Origin of the sequence: Microlunatus ginsengisoli, from assembly GCF_039537205.1 — a bacterium.
GTDB classification, from domain to species: Bacteria; Actinomycetota; Actinomycetes; order Propionibacteriales; family Propionibacteriaceae; genus Microlunatus; species Microlunatus ginsengisoli.
This window is the reverse complement of record NZ_BAABAB010000026.1, coordinates 31,783-57,064: the sequence shown is the minus strand read 5'-3', so window position 1 is coordinate 57,064 and position 25,282 is coordinate 31,783. Positions and strand designations below refer to the sequence as shown.

General features: G+C 70.8%; 18 protein-coding genes. 11 read left to right on the top strand and 7 right to left on the bottom strand.

Annotated elements, in window-relative coordinates; all coding sequences use genetic code 11:
* The first annotated feature begins 60 nt into the window (after positions 1–60).
* Positions 61–354 carry a hypothetical protein gene (locus tag ABD747_RS17835; RefSeq protein WP_344807065.1) on the top strand — a complete coding sequence of 98 codons (294 nt, stop codon included), beginning with the start codon at positions 61–63 and terminating at the stop codon, positions 352–354.
* Here the strand turns inward: ABD747_RS17835 and ABD747_RS17830 are convergent.
* Positions 318–1,412 carry a DNA polymerase domain-containing protein gene (locus ABD747_RS17830; RefSeq protein WP_344807063.1) on the bottom strand — a complete coding sequence of 365 codons (1,095 nt, stop codon included), beginning with the start codon at positions 1,410–1,412 and terminating at the stop codon, positions 318–320. The two genes, ABD747_RS17835 and ABD747_RS17830, sit on opposite strands and share 37 nt — an antisense overlap.
* A gap of 119 nt (positions 1,413–1,531) precedes the next feature.
* Between ABD747_RS17830 and msrB the strand changes: the two genes are divergently transcribed.
* A complete protein-coding gene (gene msrB, locus ABD747_RS17825) occupies positions 1,532–1,972 on the top strand; it encodes a peptide-methionine (R)-S-oxide reductase MsrB (RefSeq protein ID WP_344807061.1) in 441 nt (146 codons plus the stop codon).
* 53 nt (positions 1,973–2,025) lie between these two features.
* Here msrB and ABD747_RS17820 read toward each other — a convergent pair whose 3' ends face one another.
* The gene (locus ABD747_RS17820; protein WP_344807059.1) at positions 2,026–3,624 is read right to left on the bottom strand and encodes an MFS transporter; all 1,599 of its coding nucleotides are present in this window, start codon (positions 3,622–3,624) and stop codon (positions 2,026–2,028) included.
* Between the two features lie 263 nt (positions 3,625–3,887).
* Here ABD747_RS17820 and ABD747_RS17815 point away from each other — a divergent pair, with 263 nt between their 5' ends.
* From ABD747_RS17815 to ABD747_RS17805, 3 genes are all read left to right on the top strand, one after another.
* Complete coding sequence (locus tag ABD747_RS17815; RefSeq protein WP_344807057.1) at positions 3,888–6,116, top strand: LuxR C-terminal-related transcriptional regulator; 2,229 nt, start codon at positions 3,888–3,890, stop codon at positions 6,114–6,116.
* Positions 6,117–6,236: 120 nt separating this feature from the next.
* Complete coding sequence (locus ABD747_RS17810; RefSeq protein ID WP_344807055.1) at positions 6,237–8,756, top strand: LuxR C-terminal-related transcriptional regulator; 2,520 nt, start codon at positions 6,237–6,239, stop codon at positions 8,754–8,756.
* 223 nt (positions 8,757–8,979) lie between these two features.
* The gene (locus ABD747_RS17805) at positions 8,980–10,311 is read left to right on the top strand and encodes a DUF2252 domain-containing protein (RefSeq protein WP_344807053.1); all 1,332 of its coding nucleotides are present in this window, start codon (positions 8,980–8,982) and stop codon (positions 10,309–10,311) included.
* Positions 10,312–10,317: 6 nt separating this feature from the next.
* Here ABD747_RS17805 and ABD747_RS17800 read toward each other — a convergent pair whose 3' ends face one another.
* A complete protein-coding gene (locus tag ABD747_RS17800; RefSeq protein WP_344807051.1) occupies positions 10,318–13,104 on the bottom strand; it encodes a cation-translocating P-type ATPase in 2,787 nt (928 codons plus the stop codon).
* A gap of 30 nt (positions 13,105–13,134) precedes the next feature.
* Positions 13,135–13,542 (bottom strand): DUF7144 family membrane protein, encoded by a 408-nt coding sequence (locus tag ABD747_RS17795; protein ID WP_344807049.1) that lies wholly within the window; start codon positions 13,540–13,542, stop codon positions 13,135–13,137.
* A gap of 247 nt (positions 13,543–13,789) precedes the next feature.
* Between ABD747_RS17795 and ABD747_RS17790 the strand changes: the two genes are divergently transcribed.
* The 3 genes from ABD747_RS17790 to ABD747_RS17780 are packed head-to-tail and all read left to right on the top strand — an operon-like array spanning position 13,790 to position 17,530.
* The gene (locus tag ABD747_RS17790; RefSeq protein ID WP_344807047.1) at positions 13,790–15,541 is read left to right on the top strand and encodes a SulP family inorganic anion transporter; all 1,752 of its coding nucleotides are present in this window, start codon (positions 13,790–13,792) and stop codon (positions 15,539–15,541) included.
* Positions 15,538–16,899: a diacylglycerol/lipid kinase family protein gene (locus ABD747_RS17785; protein WP_344807045.1), complete on the top strand. Its 1,362-nt coding sequence runs from the start codon at positions 15,538–15,540 to the stop codon at positions 16,897–16,899. The genes ABD747_RS17790 and ABD747_RS17785 overlap by 4 nt, the downstream gene beginning before the upstream one ends.
* A gap of 4 nt (positions 16,900–16,903) precedes the next feature.
* Complete coding sequence (locus ABD747_RS17780; protein ID WP_344807043.1) at positions 16,904–17,530, top strand: phosphatase PAP2 family protein; 627 nt, start codon at positions 16,904–16,906, stop codon at positions 17,528–17,530.
* Here ABD747_RS17780 and ABD747_RS17775 read toward each other — a convergent pair.
* Positions 17,442–19,184, bottom strand: a complete 1,743-nt coding sequence (locus ABD747_RS17775) for a SulP family inorganic anion transporter (RefSeq protein ID WP_344807041.1) — start codon at positions 19,182–19,184, stop codon at positions 17,442–17,444. The two genes, ABD747_RS17780 and ABD747_RS17775, sit on opposite strands and share 89 nt — an antisense overlap.
* A 33-nt stretch (positions 19,185–19,217) precedes the next feature.
* Positions 19,218–19,754, bottom strand: a complete 537-nt coding sequence (locus tag ABD747_RS17770) for a hypothetical protein (RefSeq protein ID WP_344807039.1) — start codon at positions 19,752–19,754, stop codon at positions 19,218–19,220.
* A 54-nt stretch (positions 19,755–19,808) separates the two neighbouring features.
* On the opposite strand from ABD747_RS17770, the gene ABD747_RS17765 reads away from it, so the two are divergent.
* Both ABD747_RS17765 and ABD747_RS17760 read left to right on the top strand, forming a co-directional pair.
* Entirely contained in the window at positions 19,809–22,142 is a 2,334-nt protein-coding gene (locus ABD747_RS17765) for a LuxR C-terminal-related transcriptional regulator (protein ID WP_344807037.1), read from the top strand.
* Between the two features lie 39 nt (positions 22,143–22,181).
* Complete coding sequence (locus tag ABD747_RS17760) at positions 22,182–22,448, top strand: acylphosphatase (RefSeq protein WP_344807035.1); 267 nt, start codon at positions 22,182–22,184, stop codon at positions 22,446–22,448.
* 37 nt (positions 22,449–22,485) lie between these two features.
* Here the strand turns inward: ABD747_RS17760 and ABD747_RS17755 are convergent, their stop codons facing one another.
* Positions 22,486–23,460: a tetratricopeptide repeat protein gene (locus ABD747_RS17755; protein WP_344807033.1), complete on the bottom strand. Its 975-nt coding sequence runs from the start codon at positions 23,458–23,460 to the stop codon at positions 22,486–22,488.
* Positions 23,461–23,558: 98 nt separating this feature from the next.
* Here ABD747_RS17755 and pgm point away from each other — a divergent pair, with 98 nt between their 5' ends.
* On the top strand, positions 23,559–25,196 hold the full coding sequence (gene pgm / locus ABD747_RS17750; RefSeq protein ID WP_344807031.1) for a phosphoglucomutase (alpha-D-glucose-1,6-bisphosphate-dependent): 1,638 nt from the start codon (positions 23,559–23,561) through the stop codon (positions 25,194–25,196).
* Positions 25,197–25,282 lie beyond the last annotated feature (86 nt).

Here is a 25,282-nt window from a genome sequence, read left to right as displayed (position 1 = left end):
CCGGTGGACATCCGCCGTCCAGCTGATGGGCACGCACGGGAAAGGCCGCTACGGTACTCCTTGACGCGCGGAGCCGCGGCGACGACGCAGCGGGCGGATCGTCCCGAGGACCGGGCGAACAAGGAAGGCAGCGTCGTGAGCTACTCCCCCGAGGTGACGTTCTTCGCCGAGCTGAACCAGCGTCGGCGGCCGCCGACCGATCCCCTGGCCGAGGGCTGGGAACTGCTGCGGGCGTACGCGGTGCGCAGCTGCAGCGGCCGCGCGTTGCGGCGCCGGCTGATCCGAATCGACCGGTGGGCGGGAACCCCGGCGGCCAGTCAGGACCAGTTCGCCTCGTTCTTGCGGCTCGGCTGAACCCGGGGCGGCTCGCCGGGCATTTTCGGGTAGTCGGGGGGATACGGCATCTCGGCGCCGCCTTCGTGGCCGGTGCCGAGCTCTCGCTCGTCCCGCGCGTACAGCTCGAGGGCGGCGTCCAGCCGGCCGGCCGGCTCGGCGTAGAACGGCGCCCAGACGTCGCCCCGGTCAGCGAACCTGGTCAGCATGGTCGGGATGGTGAAATCCTCCGGTTCGGCGCCGTCGAGCTCGTCCCAGCTCAGCGGCGCCGAGACCCGGGCTTCGGGGGTCGGCCGGATCGAGTAGGCCGACGCGATCGTCCGATCCCGCGCCATCTGGTTGAAGTCGACGAAGATCCGCTCGCCGCGCTCCTCCTTCCACCAGTTGATCGTCACGTGGTCCGGCATCCGGCGGGATAGTTCGCGACCCAGCGCGATCACCGCGTGCCGGGCCTCGACGAAGCCGTACGTCGGCTCCACCGGCACGAACACGTGCACCCCGCGGCCGCCGCTGGTCTTCGGATAACCGGCGAGCCCCGCGTCGGCCAGCACGCCGCGCAGCTCGACCGCCGCCCGGGCCGCGTCGCGGAAGTCCGTGCCCGGCTGCGGATCCAGGTCGATCCGGAGCTGGTCGACCTTGTCGGTGTCGAACCGCTTCACCGGCCACGGGTGCCAGCGAAGCGTGCCGAGGTTCGCCATCCAGGCGACGGTGGCCGGCTCGGTGGTGCACACCTCGTCGGCGGTCCGACCCGACGGGAACGTGATGGTCGCCGTCTGCACCCAGTCCGGCATGCCACGGCTCGGCGCCCGCTTCTGATAGAACGCGTCCCCGTGTCCGTCGGCGCGGGTGGAGAGCACGGCGTCGGGCCGATAGCCGCCGGGCCAGCGCTCCATCGTCACCGGCCGGTCCTGCAGGGCGGCGAAGATGCCGTCGGACACGCTCAGCACGTACGACACCACGTCGAGCTTGGTCAGGCCCCGCGAGCCTTCATGGGTGACGTCGGGGAAATAGACCTTGTCCGGGCTCGTGACCCGGACGGTCCGGCCGGCGACGTCCAGTTCCACCGCAGGTGTGGGCATGAGCGCGAGCGTAACGTCTGGGTACGACACCGACTCCAGACGCAAGGGAACAAGCCGAGCGGGGGCGCTGTTGCTCCGTCGCCCGAAGAGATGAACCACGTCAGGAAGGGAGAACCACCGTGACCGATACCGCAAACAACAACCCGGCCGGCCAGGTCGGCAAGGTCGTCAAGTCCGAGGCGGAGTGGCGCGCGCAGCTCAACCCCCAGGAGTTCCACGTGCTGCGCCAGGCCGGCACCGAGCGGCCCTTCACCGGCGAGTACACCGACACCAAGACCGAGGGCGTCTATCGCTGCCGAGCCTGTGGTGCCGAGCTGTTCCGGAGCAACCAGAAGTTCGAGTCGCACTGCGGCTGGCCGTCCTTCTTCGCCCCGCTGGCCGAGGACCGGGTCCGCTACATCGAGGACAACAGCATGTTCATGAAGCGGGTCGAGGTCCGCTGCGCGACCTGCGACTCCCACCTCGGGCACGTGTTCGAGGGCGAGGGGTACGACACCCCGACCGACCTTCGTTATTGCATCAACTCCGTCTCGCTGAGGTTGGAGCCGGTCCAGGCCTGAGCACGACCCCGGCCCCGCCGGTGTCATCGATGGTGAAGCGGCGGGGTCGGGCCTCAGCCGAGGGCCATACCCTCGACCGAGGCCGAGGGGTCGGGATCCGGAAGTCTTCGCATCCGCAGCGCACCCACCAGCCCGAGCGCGCCGGCGAGGATCGGTACGAGCAGGGCGACCTGGAGCGCCCGGGCTCGTGCCACCTCGTTGATCCGGAGCACCTCGGCCTTGACCTCGGGCGGCTCGTCCGCCAGGAGAGCATCGAGCTGGGTGTTGCTCATCACCTGGGCGTCCTCCTCCAGCGCCACGGCCACCTTCTGCTGATCGGCGGCGGACAGGGCCGGACTGTGTTCGGCCATCGTGGTGAACAGGATGGAGAGGCTGGCCAGCATGATGGCGCCGGCGAAGGCGAGTCCGAAGGACAGCCCGAACGAGCCGGCCGCGGAGTTCACGCCGGCGGCCTCACTGACCTGGTCCTCCGAGATCGGCGACAGGGTGTAGTTGTTCAGTTGCGAGACCAGCATTCCCAGTCCGGATCCGGCCAGCACCAACGGCACGACCAGATACCAGCCGGACGTCGCACGCGGAACGATCGGCACGAGGATGACCATTCCGATCGTGGCGAGGGCGAAGCCGGCACCGATGATCGTGCTCGGTCGACGTTTGCCGGCGCGCTTGCCCGCCAGCAGGGCGATCGCGAACATGCTCAGCGACAGCGGCGCCATCGACAGGCCGGCCAGCATCGCGTTGTACTCGAACACCATCTGCAGATAGATCGGCAGCGCGATCATCATCCCGCCGAGGGCTATCTGCTGCATCATCTGCCCGGAGATGCCCAGCCGGAATGCCGGGGACGCGAACAGGTCGGGCTCGATCAGGGTCGCCTTGCCGGCCCGGTGACGCCGGGTCAGCCAGAAGGCCAGACCGAGCAGTGCCGCGACGCCGACGGCGAGCAGCACGCCCACCGCCTCGCCGCCCTCCTGCCAGACGAGGATGCCGAGCACGACCCCACCCATGCCGAGGACGGAGAGCACGGCGCCGCCGACATCGAGCACCCGCGGACCGGTGTACGGCGCATCGCGCACCAGCCGGATGCCGAGCAGCACGATCAGGATGATCACGGCCTCGAGCCCGAAGCCGACCCGCCAGGACAGATAGGTCGTGATGAACCCACCCAGCAACGGCCCCACGGCGGCGGCGATGGCGGCCGCAGCCCCGACCAGTGCATAGACCTTCTTCTGCGCGGTGCCGGAGAAGTTCCCGTGGATCAGCGACTGCATGGCGGGCAACAGCAGGGAGGCGCCGAGCCCGCCGATGATCGCCCAGAAGATGATGACCGCGGTCAGGCTCTGGGCGAGCATCATCGCGGTCGCCCCGATGCCATAGCCGCACAGGCCGAGGACGTACGCCTTCTTGCGACCGATGAAGTCGCCGACCCGGCTGCCGATCAGGATGAACGCGGCCGAGACCAGCGCCTCGAGCGCGATGGTGGCCTGGACCCCGCTCACCGTCGTGCCGAGGTCGTGGACGACCGCCGAGATCGACACGTTCATCAGCGAGGTGTCGACCACCAGCACGAACATGGCCATGGCCAGCAGGATTCCGAGCCTGCGGTCGTGCTTCGTCAGGTCGCCGCTCGGCGGCGTCGCACCGGTCGTCACGCAGCCGATGCTGGCACAATCAGTCCGATCGGCGACTCACCCGGATCAGGTGGCGGCTGCGGGTCCGGCGTGGGCGGCCGATGACTCGATTCCACCGGCGCCGAGCCGGAGACGACTCGCGGCGGGAGGTCGGACTATTGTGGATTGTCGAGCCGGCCGCCGGCTCGGCTCGATCATCACGCGAAGGTCCGAGGAGGTCGGCGATCCCGCGCCCACCAGTCCGGCCGGCCCGGCCCGAGGGGGGACGCCGAGATGCATCGGTGATGCCCGCGCTCAGTTCCGTCGAGATGGCGAAGCTCCGGCCGCCCACCCCACGAACCGAGTGGATCGACCGGCCCAGGTTGCTGCAGCAGCTCTCCGACGCCGTCCAGATGCCCGTGACCCTGGTCGCCGCGCCGGCCGGCTACGGCAAGAGCACCCTGATCGCGCAGTGGTTCTGCAGCCGGGACACGGCCGGCCACACCGTGTGGGTCACCCTCGACGCCGGTGACAACGACCCGACGCGGCTGTGGACTCACATCGCCTCCGCGCTGGAGCGGATCGGCTGCTGGCACGCCACACCCGCAGCCGAGTTCGTGGCCATGAACTCGACCGCCCTGAGTTCCCGCGTCATCCCGCGGCTGTGCGACGCGCTGTCGGCCGGACCGGATCCGATCTCGATCGTGCTGGACGACTGCCACGTGATCCGATCGTCGGAATGCTGTGCCCAGCTGGATCAGCTGATCGAGCATCTGCCCAGCAACGCCCATCTCGTGCTGGCGTCGCGATCGGACCCGGCACTGCGGTTGGGCCGCCTGCGGGTCGACGCCCGGCTCGCCGAGATCCGGCTCCGCGATCTGGCCTTCACCACCGCCGAGGTCGAGACGCTGCTGCGAGCCGCGGACATCCGCCTCGAGAACGGATCGGTGACCGAGCTCGAGCGGCGCACCGAGGGCTGGCCGGCGGCCGTCCACCTCAGTGTGCTGGCCCTGACCGGCCGGGCGGACCCCGACGACTTTGTCCACGAACTCAGCGGCAACAACCGCTTCATCGCCGACTACCTCAGCGAGGAGGTGCTGAACGCCCAGACACCCGAGCTGCGCGCCTTCATCCTGGATCTGTCGGTGTTCGACCGGTTCACCGCCTCGCTGGGCGACCACGTCACCGAGACCCACGCGGCGTTCCGCCTGATCCGTGATCTCGAGCGGGCCAACATCTTCCTCGTCCCGCTCGACGGCGCCGGAAAGTGGTATCGCTTCCACCACCTGTTCGCCTCCTTCGCGCGCAGTGCCCTCGCGGCCAGCGATTCCGGCCGGTCGACGACCCTGCACCTGCGCGGATCAGAGTGGTTCGCCGCCCACGGCCGCGTGGACGAGGCGGTCCAGCACGCGCTGGCGGCATCCGCAACTCAGCGGGCCGCGGACCTGGTCCAAGCCAACTGGCTCCGCTACTTCGACGCGGGCCGATCCGCGACCGTTCTCGGCTGGCTGGCGACGCTGGCGGACCAGGGCATGAGCGACGGGGCCGTGGTGACGGTCACGGCGGCCTGGATGGCGGCGCTCACCGGTCAGCGGACGGAGCTGCGCCGCCGGCTCAGCGCACTGGAGCGGATCACCGACCCGTCCCCGCTGCCCGACGGCACGCGCTCGGCGCGGTCCGCCCTGCTCCTCATCCGCGGGCTGTTCGGGTTCGACGGGCCGGCGGTGATGCTCTCGGAGGCGCGGCGCGCGACGGAGCTGGAGGACGACGACCGTACCCCGTGGTATGCCGCCGCACAGGCGGCACTCGGTCATGCGACGTACGTCGTGGGCGACCTCCGGCAGTCGGCCGCGCGGCTGGCCAGCGCCGCCGCGGCGTCCGAGGCACCGGTCACGGTCCGGGTGTTGGCGGTCGGGACGCTCTCGCTGTGCCTGGCAGAGTCCGGCGACCTCGACGCGAGCACCGAGCAGGCCGAGGCGGCGATGGCCCTGGTCCGTGCCCACGCCCTGCGAGCATCCCCGCAGTCCGTGTTCGCCTACACCGCGTTGGGCGCCGCCCGGGCGGCGGCCGGGTGGCTGGAGGAGGCGACCGACATCTTCGACGAAGGACTGCGCATTCGCCGGCAGGTGCCCGGCCTGAGTCCCTGGCCACTGATCCATCACCTGATCGCCATGTCTCGCGCCACCGCGCGGGTCGGTCACCGGGAGCGCGCGGAGCGGCTGCTGGCCGAGGCGCGTGACCTGTGCAGCTGGTCCGACGACAGCATGGCGGCGATGCGAACGAGGCTCGCCCGAGCGGCCTCGGTGATCTCTCCGCGCGATCTGGAGCGTTCGACGCTCGGCGAATCGCTGACTCCGCGCGAGCTGGAGGTGCTCGAGAAGCTGGCCGGGACGGGAAGTCTCGCCGAGATCGCCGCCCAGCTGTTCGTATCGCGCAACACGATCAAGACGCTGACCTCGGGTCTGTATCGCAAGCTCGGCGTGCATTCGCGCCCGGAGGCGGTGGCCGCGGCACGACGCCGGCACCTGCTCTGAGTTCCGGCGGGGTCGCCGTACATCTCACCCGGGTGACTTCGGCGTGGGGCGATGACAAGCCGGTCCGGATCGCGCGTCAATGGAAGCAGAACCGAGCGCCCCAGAAAGGTCCTTCCGCACGTGCTCCGAACCAAGGGCGCGACCCGACGCGCGCCGCTGCCGCTGACCGCGCGTCCGCGCACGCCCGACTGGGTGGTCGACCGGCCGCGGCTCACCGAACGGCTGCATGCTGCGGTCGCCGCATCCCGGCTCGTGCTGATCTCCGCTCCCAGCGGATCAGGCAAGACGTCGCTCGTGTCGACCTGGGCCGACGGTCTGCCGGGCAGCACCGTGCTGCTCTGGCCGGATCTTCGCTGGCGCGGGCCCGGCGCGACCCGAGACCTTGCGCTCCGCGCACAGCTGAGTACGGGGGTGGCGAGCCGTGTCGTGGTGGTCCTGGATGTCGCGGCGGCCGGCATCGAGGACCATCTGAACGGCGAGCTCCAACGGCTGATGCGCGACACCGATCCGAGCGTGCGATTCGTTCTGCTCTGCACCCGCCGCCCTCAGCTCGATCTCCAACGGCTCGGCGTGGCCGGGAACACCCCGTCGATCACCGCCGACGAGTTGGCGGCGACTCCGGACGAGATCGAGGAGATCCTGCGCCGGCATGGCGTGGACGCGACCGCCAGCACCGTCGACGCCGTCGAGGCGACGACCGCTGGCTGGGCGTGCGGCGTCCGGTTCGCCGCATCGGCCCTGGAGCGCTGCCCGACGACCGAGGCCGCGCTGCGGGAGACCGAGCGCGAGATCACGGAGTATCTCGACGCGACGGTGCTGCCGACGTTGAGCGCGGCGGCACTCGATCTGCTGATCCGGACCAGCATCGTCGAGCAGGTGAGCACCGAACTGGCCCAGGCAGTCACAGCCGAGCCGGCCGACCTGCCGACGGCTCTCCCGGCCGACCGACACGGATTCGTCCAGCTGGGAGCCGACGGGTGCTTCTGCTGTCATCCGCTGCTCCGCCGGACCCTGCGCCGTCGGCTCGGCCGAGACGCCGAGCTCACCGTCAGTGTCGCCACTCGCGCGGCCCGCTGGCTCGACGAGCAGGGCGAGACGGACCTCGCGATCCGGGTCGCCGTCGACGCCGGGCAATGGGCCTGGGCCGCACGCCGGCTCGTGGAGACGCTGGCCGTGCCACGCTGGCTGACGGCGGGAACGCCACCCGAGCTTCGCCCCGCGGATGTCAGGTCGGCGCTGGCCGCGGCCGAACCCCTCGTCGCCGCCGCTGTCGCGGTCGACGAGGGCTGGCTCGAGACCGCCGCCGACGCTCTGGATCGTGCGGCCGAGACTCCCGGTGGCCCGGCGGACCGGATCACCGCGACCTTGCTCCGGATGGTGCTGGCACGCTGCCGCGGAGACGCGGCGGCAGGTCTGCGGGACGCCGAGCGTGCCTGGACACAACTATCGGAGCTGTCGCTGAGCCTGCGTGCGGCGGCGCCCGAGCTGGTTCCGTTCGTGCACTCCCATCTCGGCGCCTTCCTGTTGTGGCGCGGAAGCCCGGAACGAGCCGACGTCGCCTTCCATCGTGGTGCACGGAGCCTCCGGTCCCGGTCCGTGCCGTCGTCGAGCACTGCCGCCCAGGCGGCCGCGGCATCGTGCCTGGGTCAGCGCGCCTGGCTGGAAACGCTGCGCGGCGAGCTCACCCGGGGCACCCGGCACGCCCGTCAGGTGCTCACCGATCGCTCGGCGGACAGTTCCGAGACGGGTGTGGTGCATGCCCAGCTCGCGACGATCCTCGCCCAGGCGATCCGAGGCGAGTTCGACGAGGCTCGCCAGCGGCTCGAGGCAGTCGTCGGGCGGACCGACGGTGGGTCGGATCCAGGCGTGGCCGCGGCGACGTGGCTGACCGGGGTTCGCCTTGCTGCGGCGGTGGACGACCCGCGGATCAGCCGCGACGTCGTCCCGCTCGACCACACGGTGGCCCGAACGGGGTGGTTCGCCCGCCAGCTCCGCCTGGCCAGGGCCGAGACCGAGCTGGATCTGGGTCAGCCCGCGGAGGCGCTCCGGCTGCTGCACGACGACGAGCATCCGTCGGCGGAGGGAACCGCGCTGCAGGCCCGAGCGTGGTTGGACCTCGGTGATCTCGCGGCAGTGAGCAGCGCCCTGCGTACCCGCCCGGTCGAAGCCCTGTCCATGATCGGCGAGATCCAGTTCGAGCTGATCGAGGCACGGCTCGCCCAGTCCCGTGGCGACGGCCGGCGGCAGCGTGGCCTGATCGACCGCGCTCTGCGCAACGCGGGCCGCGAGCAGATCAGGACGCCGATCGCGTGGGCCAAGGGCTGGCTACATGTGGCCGTGACCACCGACTCGACGTTGCTGCAGCTGCACGGCGCGTTCCTGGCCTCGATCAGGTCGAGTCGGGAACGGGCCGCGGTCGCGTCCGCGACCAGAGCCGGCGACGCGGACGTCGGTCTCAGCGATCGGGAGCTGGAGATCCTGCAACGCCTCGGCTCGCTGAGCACCAACGACGAGATAGCCGCCGACCTGTTCTTGTCGACCAACACGGTGAAGACCCACCTGAAGTCGCTCTATCGCAAGCTGGACGTCTCCCGCCGCTCGGAGGCGTTCCGACGCGGCCGCGCGCTCGGGCTCTGCTGACGATCCGGGACGCGGCTGACCGATCCGGGACGGTCCGTCCACCGCTCGGACGGACGTCCGAGGCGTCACCCGGCTCGGGTGAAGATCGCCACGAGAAACCCGACGCTGTCCGCGGCGGCTGGACGGGCCGGCCGAGCGGTGCTAGTCCAAGATCATGATTGCCGCGCCGAGACCTCGAACCAGAGAAGAGCGATGGAAGAGCGGGAAGTCGGCGCGCGCGAGCGTGCCGCTCGACGCCCACGCCGAGCTCGTTCGCGCCGACTCCGAGCAGGATCCGATCGGACTGCTGATCGGGCAGTCGACGACCCGGGTGCCCGAGCTGGTACCGGTCCGCTACGGCAGGATGCTCGTCTCCCCGTTCACCTTCTATCGGGGCGCGGCGCTGATCATGGCAGACGACCTCAGCCGTGGGCCGCGGACCGAGCTCACCACCCAGTTGTGCGGCGACGCGCACCTCAGCAACTTCGGGGTCTTCGCGTCGCCGGAGCGACGTCTGGTGTTCGACCTCAACGACTTCGACGAGACCCACCCCGGCCCGTTCGAGTGGGACGTGAAGAGACTCGCCGCCAGCCTGGAGATCGCCGGCCGCAACAACGGCTTCAGCACCAAGCAACGGCGTGGCGTGGTGGTCACGGCGACGCGTGCGTACCGCACCGCGGTGCGCGAGTTCGCCGCCATGTCGAACCTGGCGGTCTGGTATGCCCACCAGGCGGTGCAGCCGGGGCTGCCCGGCCTGCGCGCGATCCGGTCCAAGCAGTCGAGGCGGACGGTGCGGCGATCGCTGGACAAGGCCTACGGACGAGATCATCTCGGATCGTTGAAGAGCCTGACCGAGACGGTTCACGGTGGCCTGCGCTTCGTCAGCGACCCCCCCTTGGTCGTCCCCGCGCGCGAGCTCGATCTTCCCGGCGTCGCGACGGACAAGCTCGAGGAGTGGATGTCCCGGCTGCTCTCGGAGTACGCCCGCAGCCTGGTCCGCGACCGGCGTCACCTGATCGAGCAGTACACCTTCGTCGACATCGCACGGAAGGTCGTCGGGGTCGGCAGTGTGGGCACCCGGGCCTGGATCGTGCTGCTGCGCGGCGTCGACGATCAAGATCCACTGATCCTGCAGGCCAAGGAGGCGACCAGCTCGGTGCTGGAGGCATACACCGCCCCGACCGAGTTCCGCAGCCACGGCGAGCGCGTGGTCGAGGGCCAGCGGATGATGCAGGCGTACGGCGATGTCCTGCTCGGCTGGCACCACTCCCGGCGCCGGGTCGCCCCGGACTACTACCTGCGGCAGCTGCGCGACTGGAAGGGGTCCCTGGTGGTCGACACCTTGGACCCGGAGGGACTGACTGCCTACGCCGAGTACTGCGCCTGGACGCTGGCCCGCGCCCACTCACGCTCCGGCGATCGGCTGGCGGTGGCGGCGTACCTCGGCTCCAAGGGCACGTTCGAGCAGGCGATCGCGGAGTTCTCCGCCGCGTACGCCGACAAGAACGAGCACGACTTCGGGTTGCTCACCGAGGCGGCGGCGGACGGCCGGATCCCTGTCGAGTCCGGGGTCTGACCCGGATCAGCGGCTGCCGGCCAGCGCCCGCTCCGGGCTCACCGCATGGGCGACGTCGCTCGGCACCGTCGAGGAGGCCCGGCGCCGCCGGATCGCCTTGCCGACCTCCACCGCGACCGGGAGCGCCGCCGCCAGCGCCGTGCAGACCAGCCACTGGCGCGGAGTGAGCGTCGTGGTGAGCAGTGCACGCTGGAGAGTAGGCAACTGGGTCCCGAGCATCAGCATCGCGACCGGGATCAGGCCGATCGCGAGCGCCTTGAGGATCGGCGCGGTCAGCCCGCTGGCCGGGTCGCGCCGGTTCACGATCGCGTTGAACACGGTCCCCAGGCCCATCACGACGAAGGTCATGGTCAGCGAGATGCTCGGCTGGTCCGTGCTCGGCCGGTCGGGGCCCGCGATCAGCGGAACCAGGGCGGCCAGGAACAGCACGGCCGCATAGCAGAGCCACATGATCACCGCGTTCCGATTGGTGATCGCCAGCTTCGGATCGCGTGGCGGGCGTTGCATCACGTCGGGGTCGCCCGGATCGACGGCGATGATCGCGACACCGACGGCGGTGGCGAAGAACAACAGGTACAACACCATCGGTGGTGTCAGCGCGACGCCGTCGTTGATGTCGAAGGCGGTCGCCGCCAGGAACAGCATGATCAGCGACAGCAGCTGAGTCATCTGGTAGCGGACATAGGAGACGATCTTGTCGTAGACCCGGCGCCCGATCTCGACCGCGTGCACCAGCGTGCCGAAGTTGTCGTCGGTGAGGATCATCCGGGCGGCCTGTTTGGTCACCTCGCTGCCGCTGCCCATGGCCACACCGATGTCGGCCTGCTTCAACGCGGCGGCGTCGTTGACCGCGTCCCCGGTCATCGCGACGATCAGGCCCTGCGCCTGCATGGTCCGGGCGAGCCGGAGCTTGTCCTCCGGCGAGACCCGACCGAAGACGTGCAACTGTGGCAGCCGCCCGGTCAGCTCCTGATCGGACAGCTTCCGCAGTTCGGCCCCGCTGATCGCGCCTGGGCCGAGGCCCAGCTCGGCACCGATCGCCTGAGCGGTGACGGCGTGGTCGCCCGTGATCATGCGAACGTCGATGCCGGCCGACAGCGCCACCCGGACCGCTCCCTTCGCCTCGACCCGCAACGGGTCGATGATCCCGGCCATCCCGGCGAAGGCGAGATCATGGATCAGCGACATCGGATCGGTGGTCATGGCGGCGAGGTCGTCGGCACTCTCGATCAACCGGATCGCGAACGCGAGCACGCGCAGGCCGCGCTCGCCCATCTCCTGATTCGCCGCGTCGATCCCCGGTCCGGCCTCGCTGATCTGAACCTGCGACCCGCTGAGTGGGCCGCCGGACATGGTGCAGCGCGCCAGCACGACGTCCGGCGCGCCCTTGACCAGCGCGACCACATGCTCGGCACCGTCCAGGGCGATCCGGTGGAACGTCGCCATGAACTTGTAGTCGGAGTCGAACGGCACCTCGGCCAGCCGCGGGTAGGCCCGGCGGGTCGACTCGACGTCGACACCGAGCTTCGCGGCGAGCACGACCAGGGCGGCCTCGGTCGGATCGCCCACCACCGAACCGTCGTCGCCGACCACGGCGTCGGTGTCCAGCGCAAGCCCGAGGCCGAGCCGGGTGAAGTCAGGAACCGGCGCGCCGGCAACGGCGGTGATCGCCCCGGTCTTCGCGTAGCCCTCCCCGGTGACCGCGAACCAGGAGCCGCCGGCGTACAGCGTCGAGACCATCATCTCGTTCATGGTCAGCGTGCCGGTCTTGTCGGTGTTGATCGCGCTGGTCGCACCGAGGGTCTCGACGTCGGCCAGGTTCTTGACCACGGCCTTCGCCTCGGCAAGCTGCTTCGCGCCCATCGACAGCAGACCGGACACGAACGCGGGCAGACCGGTCGGGATGGCCGAGATGGCCATCGCGGTGCCGAGCAGGAGAACCTCCTGCACCGGTATCCCCCGGACGACGCCGACGATGATGATCACCGCGACCGCGCCCCAGGCGATCAGGCCCAGGATCTTGGTCAGCGCGTCCAGTTCCTTCTGGAGTGGTGAGCGCGTCCTGGTCACCTTCGTCAGCATGGTGGCGATCTGACCCATCTGGGTCTGCATGCCGGTTGCGGTGACGACCATCGATCCGGTTCCCCGGGTGACCGACGTGTTCTGGAACAGCATGTTCGACTGGTCGCCGAGTCCCACGTCGTCGGAGGCGAGCACGTTGCTGTCCTTGGGAATCGGCGCGCTCTCCCCGGTCAGGGCCGCTTCCTGGGTCTCCAGCGTCGCCGACCGCAGGATCCGGCCGTCCGCGGGAACGATGTCGCCTGCCTCGACCTCGACGATGTCGCCGGGCACGATCCCGGTCGCCGGGAGCATCCTCAGCCGCCCGTCGCGGACGACGCGTGCCTGCGGCACCTGGAGCTTCGCCAGGGCGTCGACGCTGGCCCGCGCCTTCAGCTCCTGGCGCGTCCCCAGCACGATGTTGAGCACGATCAGCCCCAGCACGATGACGGCCGTCGAGATCTCACCGATGAGCAGGCTCACCACGGTCACGGCGAGCAGCATGAGGTTCATCGGGTCGCGAAGCTGGCCGAGCGCCACCGCGACGATCGACGGTGGCTTCTCGCCGGAGATCTCGTTCGAGCCGTACGTCGTCAGTCGTCGGGCAGCCTCGTCCTCGGCCAACCCGTGCTGGCCGTCGGAGCCGGCCTCCTCGAGGACCTCGGCGGCCGACCGGGCATACGCGGCGCTAGCCCGGCCGTCCGCCGTCGATCCCTCCAGTGTGGGCGTAGTCATCCCGGGCGCGCTCCTGCCGGGGGCCCGCGCTCAGGCCGTCTTCCCCGACCGGCGGGAGGAGATCAGCGCCCAGATGACCAGGACGTCGATCGCGATCACGATGATCGCCCACAGCGGTGAGTACGGCAGCCACATGAAGTTGACGATCGCCGACAGGCCCGCCAGCACGATGCCCGCGATGTGGGCCCAGCCCTGGCCCATCAACAGACAGATTCCGACCAGCACGAGCGCCAGCCCCAAGATCAGATGGATCCAACCCCAGGTGGTGAGGTCGAAGGCGTAGATGTAGTTCGGCAGCACGACGAGATACTTGTCGTGCACGATCGCGGCCAGCGCCTCGAAGGCCTGGAACCCGCCGCCGACGATCAAGATCACTCCGGCGAAGACGGTGACGCCGTGCGCCCACGGCGCCGCCATCTGCATTTTCTGGTCTGACATGAGTCACCACTTTCCTACTGAGGTCGTCGGAGAGCCTAGTGAGGCGGGCAGAGCCGGCGGGTCACCCTGATCGGGTGAAGGACCATTCCGCGGCCGCCAAGGGGGTCTGGGCGGATCGGATCCGGTGGCGGGTCCGGCCAGACGGGCTGATCGACGTCGTCGGTCGCCGGTGCCGACCCTCACCCGGATCGGGCGATTCGACCAACACGGCCGCCGGATAGCCTGCGACGGTGAGCGGAAGGACCGCGTGAGCACCGCGGACGCCCACCCGCGCGCAGAGCGCGCCGGATGGCAGTCGTTGGTGCCCGGCATCGCACTCGTCACCAACTATCAGCGCGCCTGGCTTGGTCGCGACATCGTCGCCGGACTGGTGCTGTCCGCCCTCCTCGTGCCGCAGGGCATGGCCTACGCCGAGCTCGCCGGCCTGCCGCCGGTGACCGGCCTGTACACCTCGATCCTGTGCCTGATCGGCTACGCCATCTTCGGACCGTCCCGGGTGCTGGTGCTCGGTCCCGACTCGGCTCTCGGCTCGATGATCGCCGCGACCATCGCACCGCTGCTGCTGGCCGACGGAGATCCGGCCCGGGCCATCGTGCTCGCGTCGCTGCTGGCGATTCTGGTCGGGGTGATCATGGTCGTCGCCGGGCTGGCCAAGTTCGGCTTCATCGCCGACCTGCTCTCCAAGCCGACCCAGATCGGCTACATGAACGGCCTCGCGCTGACCATCATCGTCGGTCAGCTGCCCAAGCTGCTCGGGTTCTCGGTCGACGCCGACGGCCTGCTGCGCGAGATGGGTGCCGTCTTCAGCGGCATCGTCGCCGGGATGGTCAATCCCACCGCCGCGGTGATGGGCTTCGCGTGTCTGGCCGGCATCCTGCTGCTGAACCGCCTGCTGCCCAAACTGCCCAGCGTGCTGATCGTCGTCGTGCTCGCGTCGATCGCGGTGAACGCGTTCGACCTGCAGGATCAGGGACTGGACACCATCGGCGTACTGCCGCAGGGCTTTCCGCCGTTCACGGTGCCGATCGTGCGCTGGTCGGACCTGCCGGTGCTCGCACTCGGGGCGATCGGCATCGCGGTCGTCGCCCTCGCCGACACCATGTCGACGGCGTCGGCCTTCGCCGCCCGACGCGGTGAGCAGGTGCACGGCAACCAGGAGATGATCGGCATCGGCGCGGCCAACATCGCCGCCGGACTGTTCCAGGGATTCCCGGTCAGCACCAGCGGCTCGCGGACCGCCGTGGCCGACCAGGCCGGCTCGAAGTCGCAAGTCACCGGCCTGGTGGGTGCGGTGGTGATCACCGTCGTGCTGCTCTTCGCGACCGGCCTGATGCAGTACGTGCCCCAGCCGACGCTCGGCGCGATCGTCGTCGCGGCCGCCTTGTCACTGGCCGACATCGCCGGCACCAGGCGGCTCTGGCAGCAGCGCCGGGCGGAGTTCCTGCTCTCGATCGTCGCCTTGCTGGGTGTCGCGCTGCTCGGGGTGCTGCCCGGCATCGCGCTCGCGATCGCCCTGTCCATCCTGAACGTCTTCCGGCGGACGTGGTGGCCGCACGCGGCCGAGCTCGGCCGCGCGCCCGGCGTGTCCGGACTGCACGACACTCGGCGCTATCCCGATGCGGAACGGCTGCCGGGTCTGGTCGTCTATCGCTTCGACGCGCCGTTGATCTTCGCGAACGCCCGGACCTTCTCCGAGGCCGTCCGCGACCTCGCGACCACCGACGAGCGGCTGACCTGGGTCGTGATCGCCGCCGAGCCGGTCACCGACGTGGACACCACCGCCGCCGACATGCTCGAGGAGCTCGACGGCTGGCTGAACGAGCGCGGCATCTCCCTCGTCTTCGCCGAGCTCAAGGACCCCGTCCGCGACAAGATCGAGCGGTACGAACTCACCGCGACCATCGACCCCGGTCACTTCTACCCGACCCTCGACGACGCGGTCGCCGCCTACGTTCGACAGACAGGGGCGACCTGGCAGTCACCGCAGGGCGAGCGGTGAGCACCGGTCGGTCCGCGCGAGTGAAGCCGAGCCGCCGGATCGCAGCGATCCTCGCCCTGGCGACGCTGATCATCGCGATCGGCTACGTCGCGCTGTCGGTGCTGCAGCGCTGGGAGGTGCTGGCCTCCGGGGTGCTGACGCTGTCGGTGCTGGTCGTCGCCGCCTGGTACGTGATGACCAGGCGGGGCGCGATCCGGGCGATCGCAGCGGTCGTCGGCGCCGCGGCGCTGGCCGGCTTCGTCGTGGTGATGGTGCACAGCGACACCGTGCGGGTGCTGATCGTCGGCCTCGTGCTGGCCGGCATCTCGGTAGCGGCAGCGCGTTACGCACTGCACTCGGACGGGCCGCTGCCGGTCACGGCCGCGCCACCGGCCAGCCGTCCCGTCCTGCTGATGAATCCCAAGTCGGGCGGGGGCAAGGCGATCCGGTTCGGCCTGGCGGAACGCTGCCGCGCGCTGGGCGTGGAACCCATCGTGCTCGCGCCGGAGGACGACCTGCGCGAGCTGGCCGAGGACGCGATCGCCGGTGGCGCCGACCTGATCGGGATGGCGGGCGGGGACGGCTCGCAGGCCCTGGTCGCCTCGCTGGCCAGCCGCGCCGGAATCCCGTTCGTGGTCGTGCCCGCCGGAACCCGCAACCACTTCGCCCTCGACTTGGGGATCGACCGCCAAGACGTACCGGCGGCCCTGGACGCGTTTCGCGACGGCGCCGACGTCGTCGTCGACCTGGCCGAAGTGAACGGCCGAACCTTCGTCAACAACGCGGCGATGGGGGTGTACGCGAAGGTCGTCCAGTCCACCGACTATCGGGACGCGAAGCTCCAGACGGCGGCTGCCATGCTGCCCGACCTGATCGGCCCCGGCGCTGCCCCGCCCACGCTCGAGGTCACCCTGCCCGGCGGCGAGCACGTGGCCCCGGGCCAGTTGCTGCTGGTCTCGAACAACCCGTATCGGATCGGCCAGCTGGGCGGTGGCGCCACCCGCCAGCGGCTCGACGGCGGCATCCTGGGCGTCGTCGCCCTGACCGTTGCCTCGGCGGCCGAGGCCGAGCGATTGACAGCGCTCGAGCTCAGCGGACGGCTGTCCCGGTTCGAGGGCTGGCGGGAGTGGTCGGCGCGGCAGCTCGAGGTCCGCTCGAGCGAGCCGGTGGAGGTCGGCGTGGACGGCGAGGCCCTGGTGCTGGAACCACCGCTGCGTTTCGTCAGCCGGCCGGGCGCGCTGACGGTGCGCCTTCCGTTGCGCGCGGCTGCGCTGCGGGGCTCGACCTCTCGGCGCCCGGCCGGCAACGCTGCCACGGTCGCCGGGCTCTGGCAGATCGCATTCGGCGCGCGGGCAGCCGGGCGGGAGAACGGAAAATGACATCATGACGATGCTGCTCGACCGGCTCCGGCGGGCCGACCACGCCGTCTACCGGTTGGTGGCGGACACCTCGACACCCGCGCTGGATCGTCCGCTTCAACTGATCTCGGACTTCGCGAACCACTCCAAGCCGTGGTTCCTGACCGCGGCCGCGCTCGCCGCCTTCGGCGGTCGACGCGGCCGGCGGGCGGCGATCACCGGGGTCCTCGCCATCGGCGCGACCTCGTTCGTCGTCAATCAACCGATGAAGCGCGCCCGCCGGCGCGTGCGTCCCGACCGGATCGGCCTCGGCGTCCCGGAGAGTCGCTGGGTCGACATGCCGGGCTCCACGTCGTTCCCCTCGGGACACTCCGCCTCCGCGGCAGCGTTCGCGATGTCGGTCGGCCACCTCGTGCCGGCGCTGCGGCTCCCCCTTCGGCTGGCCGCGGGAACCGTGGCCTTCTCGCGGGTCTACACCGGCGTCCACTTCCCCGGCGACGTGGCGGTCGGCGTCGCCGTCGGTGCCGCCGTCGGCGTCGCCGCGGGCCGCCTGGCCGCCCGGGTCAAGCTTCCGTGGCCCGGCCCTCCCGACGCCGTACGCCGGCCTCCACCGCCTGATGCACGTTCGTATGCACGTGGTCCCGGCCGATGACGTCGAGCACCCCGTCCCGCTCGAGCACGGCCGCGACGGCGGGCTTCAGCCGCGCGACCCGGAACTCGACCCGCGCCTCGCCGGCCAGCCGGACGAGTTCCCGAAACTCCGCCGAGCCCTGCGCGTCCACGAGGTTGACCCCCGCGGCGTCCAGCACCAGCAGTCCGAGGCCGGGGCGTTCCTGGATCAGGTCCCGGATCCGGTCCTCGACCGCGTCCGCGGTCGCGAAGAAGACGCCGCCGTCCACCCGGACGACCGCGACCCCCTCGATCTCCTCGTCACCGGGATGCGCGGCGAGATCGCGATAGGCCTGCGTGCCCGGCTCTCGACCCAGCAGCGGGAGGTGTGGATGGGTGGTGACCGCGATCAGCCAGAGCAGTGACAGACCGATGCCGATCACCACGCCGGCCAGCACCCCGACCAGCAGCGTCGCAACGACCGCCAGCACCGCGATGGCGAAGTCGAACCGCTGAACCCGGGCGAGCCGGCGGAGCTCGGGGACGTCCATCATCCCCATCACCACCGCCTCGATGATCAGTGCCGCGAGCACCGGCTTGGGCAGACCGGCGAACAGCGGAGCCAGGAACACCAGGGTCAGCAGCACCGTCACCCCGGAGACGATCGAGGCGACGCCGGTTCGAGCGCCCGCGTGGTCGTTCAGCGAGCTCGCCGAGAGGCTGGTCGACACCGGCATCCCCTGGAACAGTCCGGCGCCACCGTTGGCGAGCGCCTGTGCGACCGACTCCTGGTTGATGTCGATCTGGTATCGGTGCTTCGCCGCGAACGCCCGTGCGTCGCCGGCGGTCTGCGAGAACCCGATCATCACCAGTGCCAGTGCCGCGGTAGCCGCGGTTCCGGCGTGCTCGGCGAGCAGCCGGGAATCGGGCACGACCAGGCGTGGCAACCCGCTCGGAATGTCGCCGACGAGCGCCACGCCCCGGTTGCCGAGATCGAGCAGCCAGTTCGCGAGCAGGCCGCCGACCACCAAGACCAGCGCACCGGGGACCTTCGGCGCGACCACGCGGAGTCCGAAGACGACGACCAGGGACGCCGCGCCGACCAGCAGGGTCGTTCGGTGGGTGTCCGGCAGCCCGGCCACCCAGGAGAACAGCTCCCAGATGGAGTTCGAGCCGTCCGCCTCGGTTCCGGTCAGCTTGGGCAGCTCGCCGATGACGACGTCGATCGCGGCTCCGAACAGGAAGCCCGTCACCACCGCGCGGGACAGGAACTGGGCGATCCATCCCATCCGGGCGACGGCCAGGACCAGGAACAAGATGCCCGACAGCAAGGTGATGCCGGCGACGAAGGCGGCGACGGCGTTCCCGTCGGTGATCGACGCGGCGAAGACGGCACTGGCCGCGACGGCGGCCAGGCCAGAGCTCGGTCCCATCGAGATCTGTCGACAGCTGCCGAAGATCGCGTACAGGATCGCCCCGGCTGCAGCCGCGTACAACCCGTTCTGCAGCGGGATGCCGGCGATCCCGGCGTAGCCGAGGTTCTTCGGGATGATCAGGGCGGCGACGGCGATGCCGGCGACCAGGTCACCGCGCAGCCAGGAGCGCTCGTAGGAGCGCAGCTGCCCGATCAGTGGAACCAGGCCGGGACCGGGCCGGCGCGGAGCAGACGGATCGCGATGCCCCTTGGGGACGCTCACCCGCGGCCACCCCGCTCCGGCCCGGCCGACGGCTCAGCCCGCTGCTCCTGCGTCGGCCGCATCACGCTCGATCGCGTCGACATCGGCCTCGATCTGGGTCTTCTCGATCTTCTCGGCCCGCTTCATCTCGCGCTCGATCTTCGCCCCCATGTCCGAGACGCCGACCACCACGAGGCCGGCCTGCCCGGCGTCCAGGGACTCGCCCAGCTCCTTGAGGTCGCCCCGGCTCATGCCGGCAGCGGCATGCCCGGCCACCGCACCGAGCACCGTTCCGCCCGCCGCGGTCGCGGCCAGCAGGCCCCCGCCGATGGCCGCGAACGGGAACAGCGCGACCACCAGTCCGGTGGCCAGGCCGACACCGCCGCCGAGCACCCCGCCGACCCGGGTCGGGGTCTCGTGCTTGCTCACGATCTTGACCTTGCCGTCGGCTCGGCGCTCGATCACGGCCGCGTCGTACGCATCGATCAGGCCGGCCTTCACGTGGAGGTCCTTGACCAGCTCGTAGTCCGCCTTCGCCTGCTCGACGTCTGCGTACACGCCGACGTACACCATGAAGGTGTCGATCGCCATCTGCACTCCTTCTCGTGATCACCTGATGCCGGGGACGTCCCAGCCTGTCGCACCGTGACCGTACGCGACCTCACCCACAATGGGTGGATCGACACCCCCGATCCGTCGCCGCCGGAGCAACCGCCCGTCGTCGCAGACCCGTTACGCCGGCCGGCGCACGCGCTGCTGGACGCCAAGCTGCGCCCGCCCCAGGTCCGGATGGGCTCGGTGGTCCGCGCGCGGCTCATCGACCAGCTCGAGCGCGCGGCCGGACTGCCCGTCGTGCTGGTATCCGCACCGGCCGGCTACGGCAAGACGACCGCGGTGTCGCAGTGGTTGGCCTCGTCGGGCCGCGGCCGAGCGGTCGCCTGGGTGACCCCGGACGGCACCGACGACGAGCCGGTCCGGCTCTGGACCCTCGTCGCGACCGCGCTGGCGGAGATCGGCTTCGCGGTCGCCCGGGACGTCCCCTCCTTCGTGGCGGCGGGCCAGGACGACATCGAGAACCAGGTGGTGTCCCCGCTGGCGGGCGCGATGTCGGCCGGCGACGTCACCGTGGTCATCGACGACTTCGATCGGATCCGTTCGCGCGCATGCCTGACCCAGGTCGAGGCACTCCTGCAGCGGCTGCCCGCCTGCGCGCACGTGGTCCTGATCGCTCGCGCGGATCCGAGCCTGCGGCTGGGGAGCGCCCGGGCTGCCCGGGAGCCGCCGGAGATACGCGCCGCCGACCTCGCGTTCACCCTCGACGAGGCATCGCGGCTGCTGGCCGCCGAAGGTCTCGGGCTCTCCCAGCCGGTCGTCCGCCAGCTGCTCGACCGCTGCGAGGGCTGGCCGGCCGGTCTCTATCTGGCCGCTCTCACCGCCGCCGGCTGGCCTGACCCGACCGAGTTCGTCAGGAGCTTTGCCGGCACCAACCGCTACATCGGTGACTACCTGATCGAGGAGGTGCTGAGCCAGCAGAGCGCGGAGGTCCGCGACTTCATCCTCGCCGCGGCGATCCTGGACGAGTTCTGCGCGCCCCTGTGCGATCGGCTGACCGGTCGCACCGATGGCGCGGCGATGCTGCGCGACCTGGCGACGACGAATCTCTTCATCGTGCCGCTCGACGCGGAGTCGGGCTGGTTCCGTTTCCACCACCTCTTCCGGGCCGTCGCGCGCAGTCTGCTGGAGGCCGAGCAGCCGGAGCGAATGATCGTCCTGCACGGCCGGGCGGCGGAGTGGCTGGAGGCGGCCGGCCAGATCGGAGCGGCGGTCGACCATGCGCTCGCCGCGGGGATGGTCGAGGCGGCGGCCCGAATGGCCCAGCGGAACTGGCTGTCCTACTACGACGCCGGTCTGGTCTCGGAGGCGCAGCGGTGGGTCCGCGACATCGTCGCCGCCGGTGCCGATGACCATCGCTCGACGGTCGTGACGGCGGCCTGGGTCGCGGCGGTGACCGGTGTCCCGGTCGAGCTGGACCGCCGGCTCACCCAGCTGGATCGACTCGCCGGGCTCGATCGACTGGATCCCTCCGGCCCGGCGACCACGCTGCCCGACGGAGCTCACTCCACAGACGCCGTGCTCGCCATGCTGCGCGGTCAGTTCGGCTATCGCGGACCCGCGCCGATGCTGGCCGCCGCCCGGCGCGCTGCGGCGCTGGAGATCGACGACACGACACCGTGGCACGCGCTCGCCAACAGCGCGCTGGGGCACGCCCTCTACGTCACGGGCAGCCTGGAGGAAGCCGTGGACGTGCTCGGCAAGGCCGGCCACAACGTGCGAGGCTCGTCGGTGGTCCGGATCCAGGCCTTCGCGCTGCTGGCGCTGTCCTTCAGCGAGCTCGGCCGGCCCGAGCGTGCCCGGGCCTCCGCCCAGGCGTCGATGGAGATCGTCCAGGAGCGAAGCATGTCGGCGATGCCAGCCGTCTCGCTGGCGTACACGGCGATGGGTCAGGTGCAGGCCGACGCCGGCCAACCGGAACAGGCGCTGGCAACGATGGAGTTCGGCCTCGCGCTGCGCCGGCGGATCCCCGGGCTCAGCCCCTGGCCGCTCGTGCACCACCTGCTGGCGATGAGCCGCACCGCGGTCCTGCTGGCCGACCTGCCGCTGGCCCGGACGCTGTTGGCGGAGGCCCTCCGAGCGATGGCCGGCTTCGACGAGGGGATGACGGCGATGGCCGCGCGCGCCGACCAGATCCGGCGGTCGATCCGGTCCGACCATCCGACGGAGGACGGCGAGCCGCTCACCGGGCGGGAGACCGAGCTGCTGTCCAGGCTCGACTCCGTGCTCAGCCTCTCCGAGATCGCCGCTGCGCTGTACATCTCGCCGAACACCGCGAAGACGCACGCCAAGAGCGTCTATCGCAAGCTGGGCGCCTCCTCGCGCGCTGAGGCCGTCCGGGTCGCGCGCGAACGCCGGCTGATCTGAGCACTGGCCCGGCGCCGACCGCTCGGGCATCATGAAGACGTGATCAGGCGCCGCCTCGTCGTGACCGGCAGAGTCAAACACCCCACGTTCAAGCAGAGCTATCTCCGCGAGGCGGAACGGCTCGGTGTGCGGGGCTGGGCGCTCAGCCGGGACGACGAGCGGGTGGACGCCGTCTTCGAGGGCGAGCCCGACGCGGTGGAGCAGATGATCGAGTGGACCCGCACCGGACCCGGCCACACCTACGTCACCGGCGTGGAGGTCGTGGCCGAGGACCCGGTCGGCGAGCAGGGATTCGCCGTCGACTGACGTCGTGGGTCGGCTCCGCGGCCCCTCCGGCGTCAGGTCAGAACAGGGCCGCCATCAGATCGCGGCGCGCCTTGAGCACCCGCGGGTCGTTGGGACCGACGGTCTCGAACAGCTCCAGCAGCCGGGTGCGGACGGTGTCGCGATCGGCGCCTGCGGTGCCGCGGATGACCGCGATCAACCGGGCGAACGCCGCCTCCGGCGTGCCCAGCACGACCTCGACGTCGGCCGCTGCCAGCCGCGCCTCCAACGAAGCACCGGCCGCGTCACCGGCGGCGATCGCCGCCGCCGGATCCAGCGCGACGGTCCGGGCCAGCAGGCCGGCCTGGGCCTTGCCGAGCTTGGCCTCGGTGTCGTTCGGGTCGGCCTGCAGCAGCTTCTCGAACTCGGTCACGGCCGCCGCGAAATCGCCGCGCTCCAGCGCCTCGTCGGCCGCCGCGAACCGCGGATCGGCGACCGGCTCCTCGTCCTCGGCCGGCCCGTCGGGATCCGGCCCGGTGCCGGCGACCGGCTCCGCCCGGCCGACCAGTCCGCTGGCCACCGCCGCCTTGATCACGCTGTCGATCGCCTGCTGCACCTCGGCCTTGGCCAGCACCCCCTGGAACAGCGGTGCCAGCTGGCCGCCGATCAGCGCGATCACCGTCGGCACGGCCTGCAGTTGCAGCGCCTGCACGATCGAGGGCGCGCTGTCGACGTTCAGCCGGACGAGCAGGAACTTGCCCTCGGACGCGTTCGCGATCTCGATCAGCGCGTCGGACAGCTGCTGCCCGGTCTTCACCCGCGGTGAGTACAGCTCGACCACGACGGGGTGGATCAGCGACTTGCGGATCGCCTCGGTCTCGAAGCTCTGCTCGGTCGCCTCGACGACGTACGTCCCACGTCCGGACGCCCCGCCCCCGCCGGCCGCGCCGCTTGCTCCGGGCCCGCCCGGCCTGCCCGCCTGGCTCGCCTTGGCCTTCGCGGCCAGACCGGACAGGTCGATCGCCCCGGGACGGTTGAAACTCGACGTACTCACGAGGGACCATCTTGCCAAACCGGCCAAGCCGGTGCCGCCCCGTCCAGCGGAGCCGACCCCAGATCCGAACTCGTCCGGGTATCGGCACAATGACCCTCATGGCACACCCGCGCGCCGGACAGAAGGCGCTACCCGAGGACCTGATCGATGTCGACGCGGTGCTGAACGCGTACTACGACCTCACCCCGGATCCGACCGATCCCGACCAGCAGGTGGTGTTCGGCACTTCCGGCCACCGCGGCTCCAGCCTGGACACGGCGTTCAACGACGCCCACATCGCCGCGACCACCCAGGCGATCGTCGAGTACCGGGCCGCCCAGGGCATCACCGGGCCGCTCTACATCGGCAAGGACACCCACGCCCTGTCCCAGCCGGCCTGGACCACCGCGATCGAGGTCCTGATCGCCAACGGCGTCACGGTCTGCAGCGAGGGCGACAACGACTACACCCCGACCCCGGCGGTGTCCCGGGCGATCGTCGTCCACAACGCCGACCCCGGCCACGAGGGCAACACCGCCGACGGCATCGTGGTCACCCCGTCGCACAACCCGCCGCGGGACGGCGGCTTCAAGTACAACCCGCCGCACGGCGGACCCGCCGACACCGACGCGACCAGCGCGATCGCGGCCCGGGCCAACCAGCTGCTCGCCGACGGCTCCGACATCCGGCGCAAGCGGTTCCGCGAGGTGGAGCCGGAGCTGAACCGGTTCGACTACCTCAGCCGCTATTGCGACGACCTCGCCAACGCCTTGAACCTGGACGCGATCCGCGAGGCCGGCGTACACATCGGCGCCGACCCGATGGGCGGCGCGAGCGTCCAGTACTGGGAATACATCGCCGAATACCTCGATCTCGACCTCACCGTGGTCAACAAGACGGTCGATCCGCAGTGGTCGTTCATGACCCTGGACACCGACGGCAAGATCCGGATGGACTGCAGCTCGCCGAACGCGATGGCCAGCCTGATCGCGAACAAGGACAAGTACGAGATTGCCACCGGCAACGACGCCGACTCCGACCGGCACGGCATCGTCACCCCGGACTGGGGGCTGATGAACCCGAACCACTACCTGGCCGTGGCGATCCAATACCTGTACGCCCACCGGGACGGCTGGCGGGCCGACGCCGCGATCGGCAAGACCCTGGTGTCGTCGTCGATGATCGACCGGGTGGCCGAGAGCCTCGGCCGGACGCTGGTCGAGGTGCCGGTCGGCTTCAAGTGGTTCGTGCCGGGCCTGCGCAGCGGCGAGATCGGCTTCGGCGGCGAGGAGTCCGCCGGCGCATCGTTCCTGGCCCTCGACGGCAGCACCTGGACCACCGACAAGGACGGCATCCTGCTGGCCCTGCTGGCCAGCGAGATCAAAGCCGTCACCGGATCCTCGCCGAGCGAGCTGTACGCCGAGCTGATCAAGCAGCACGGCGCACCCGCGTACGCCCGGGTGGACGCGCCGGCCAACCGGGAGCAGAAGGCCAAGCTGGCCAAGCTGGACCCGTCCGCGGTCACCGCGACCGAGCTGGCCGGCGAGCCGATCACGGCCAAGCTGACCAAGGCGCCCGGTAACGGCGCGGCGATCGGCGGCCTCAAGGTGACCACCGAGTCGGCCTGGTTCGCCGCCCGGCCCTCGGGCACCGAGGACGTCTACAAGATCTACGCCGAGTCGTTCCGCGGCGCCGAGCACCTGGCCGAGGTGCAGTCCGCGGCCAAGGAACTCGTCTCCGCCACCCTGGCCGGCTGAGCGCCGACCTCGCGGCAGCGGCTGGGACGCCGAGGGCCCGACTTTCCAGCCGTGGCGGGGTTTTTCCGGGTCCCCGCCTGGCGCCG

Bases quoted from the DNA above. Each gene is read 5' to 3' on its own strand.
- ABD747_RS17830 (WP_344807063.1), bottom strand. From the start codon at position 1,412: ATGCCCACACCTGCGGTGGAACTGGACGTCGCCGGCCGGACCGTCCGG.
- ABD747_RS17815 (WP_344807057.1), top strand. From the start codon at position 3,888: ATGCCCGCGCTCAGTTCCGTCGAGATGGCGAAGCTCCGGCCGCCCACC.
- ABD747_RS17800 (WP_344807051.1), bottom strand. From the start codon at position 13,104: ATGACTACGCCCACACTGGAGGGATCGACGGCGGACGGCCGGGCTAGC.
- ABD747_RS17795 (WP_344807049.1), bottom strand. From the start codon at position 13,542: ATGTCAGACCAGAAAATGCAGATGGCGGCGCCGTGGGCGCACGGCGTC.
- ABD747_RS17780 (WP_344807043.1), top strand. From the start codon at position 16,904: ATGACGATGCTGCTCGACCGGCTCCGGCGGGCCGACCACGCCGTCTAC.
- ABD747_RS17770 (WP_344807039.1), bottom strand. From the start codon at position 19,754: ATGGCGATCGACACCTTCATGGTGTACGTCGGCGTGTACGCAGACGTC.
- pgm (WP_344807031.1), top strand. From the start codon at position 23,559: ATGGCACACCCGCGCGCCGGACAGAAGGCGCTACCCGAGGACCTGATC.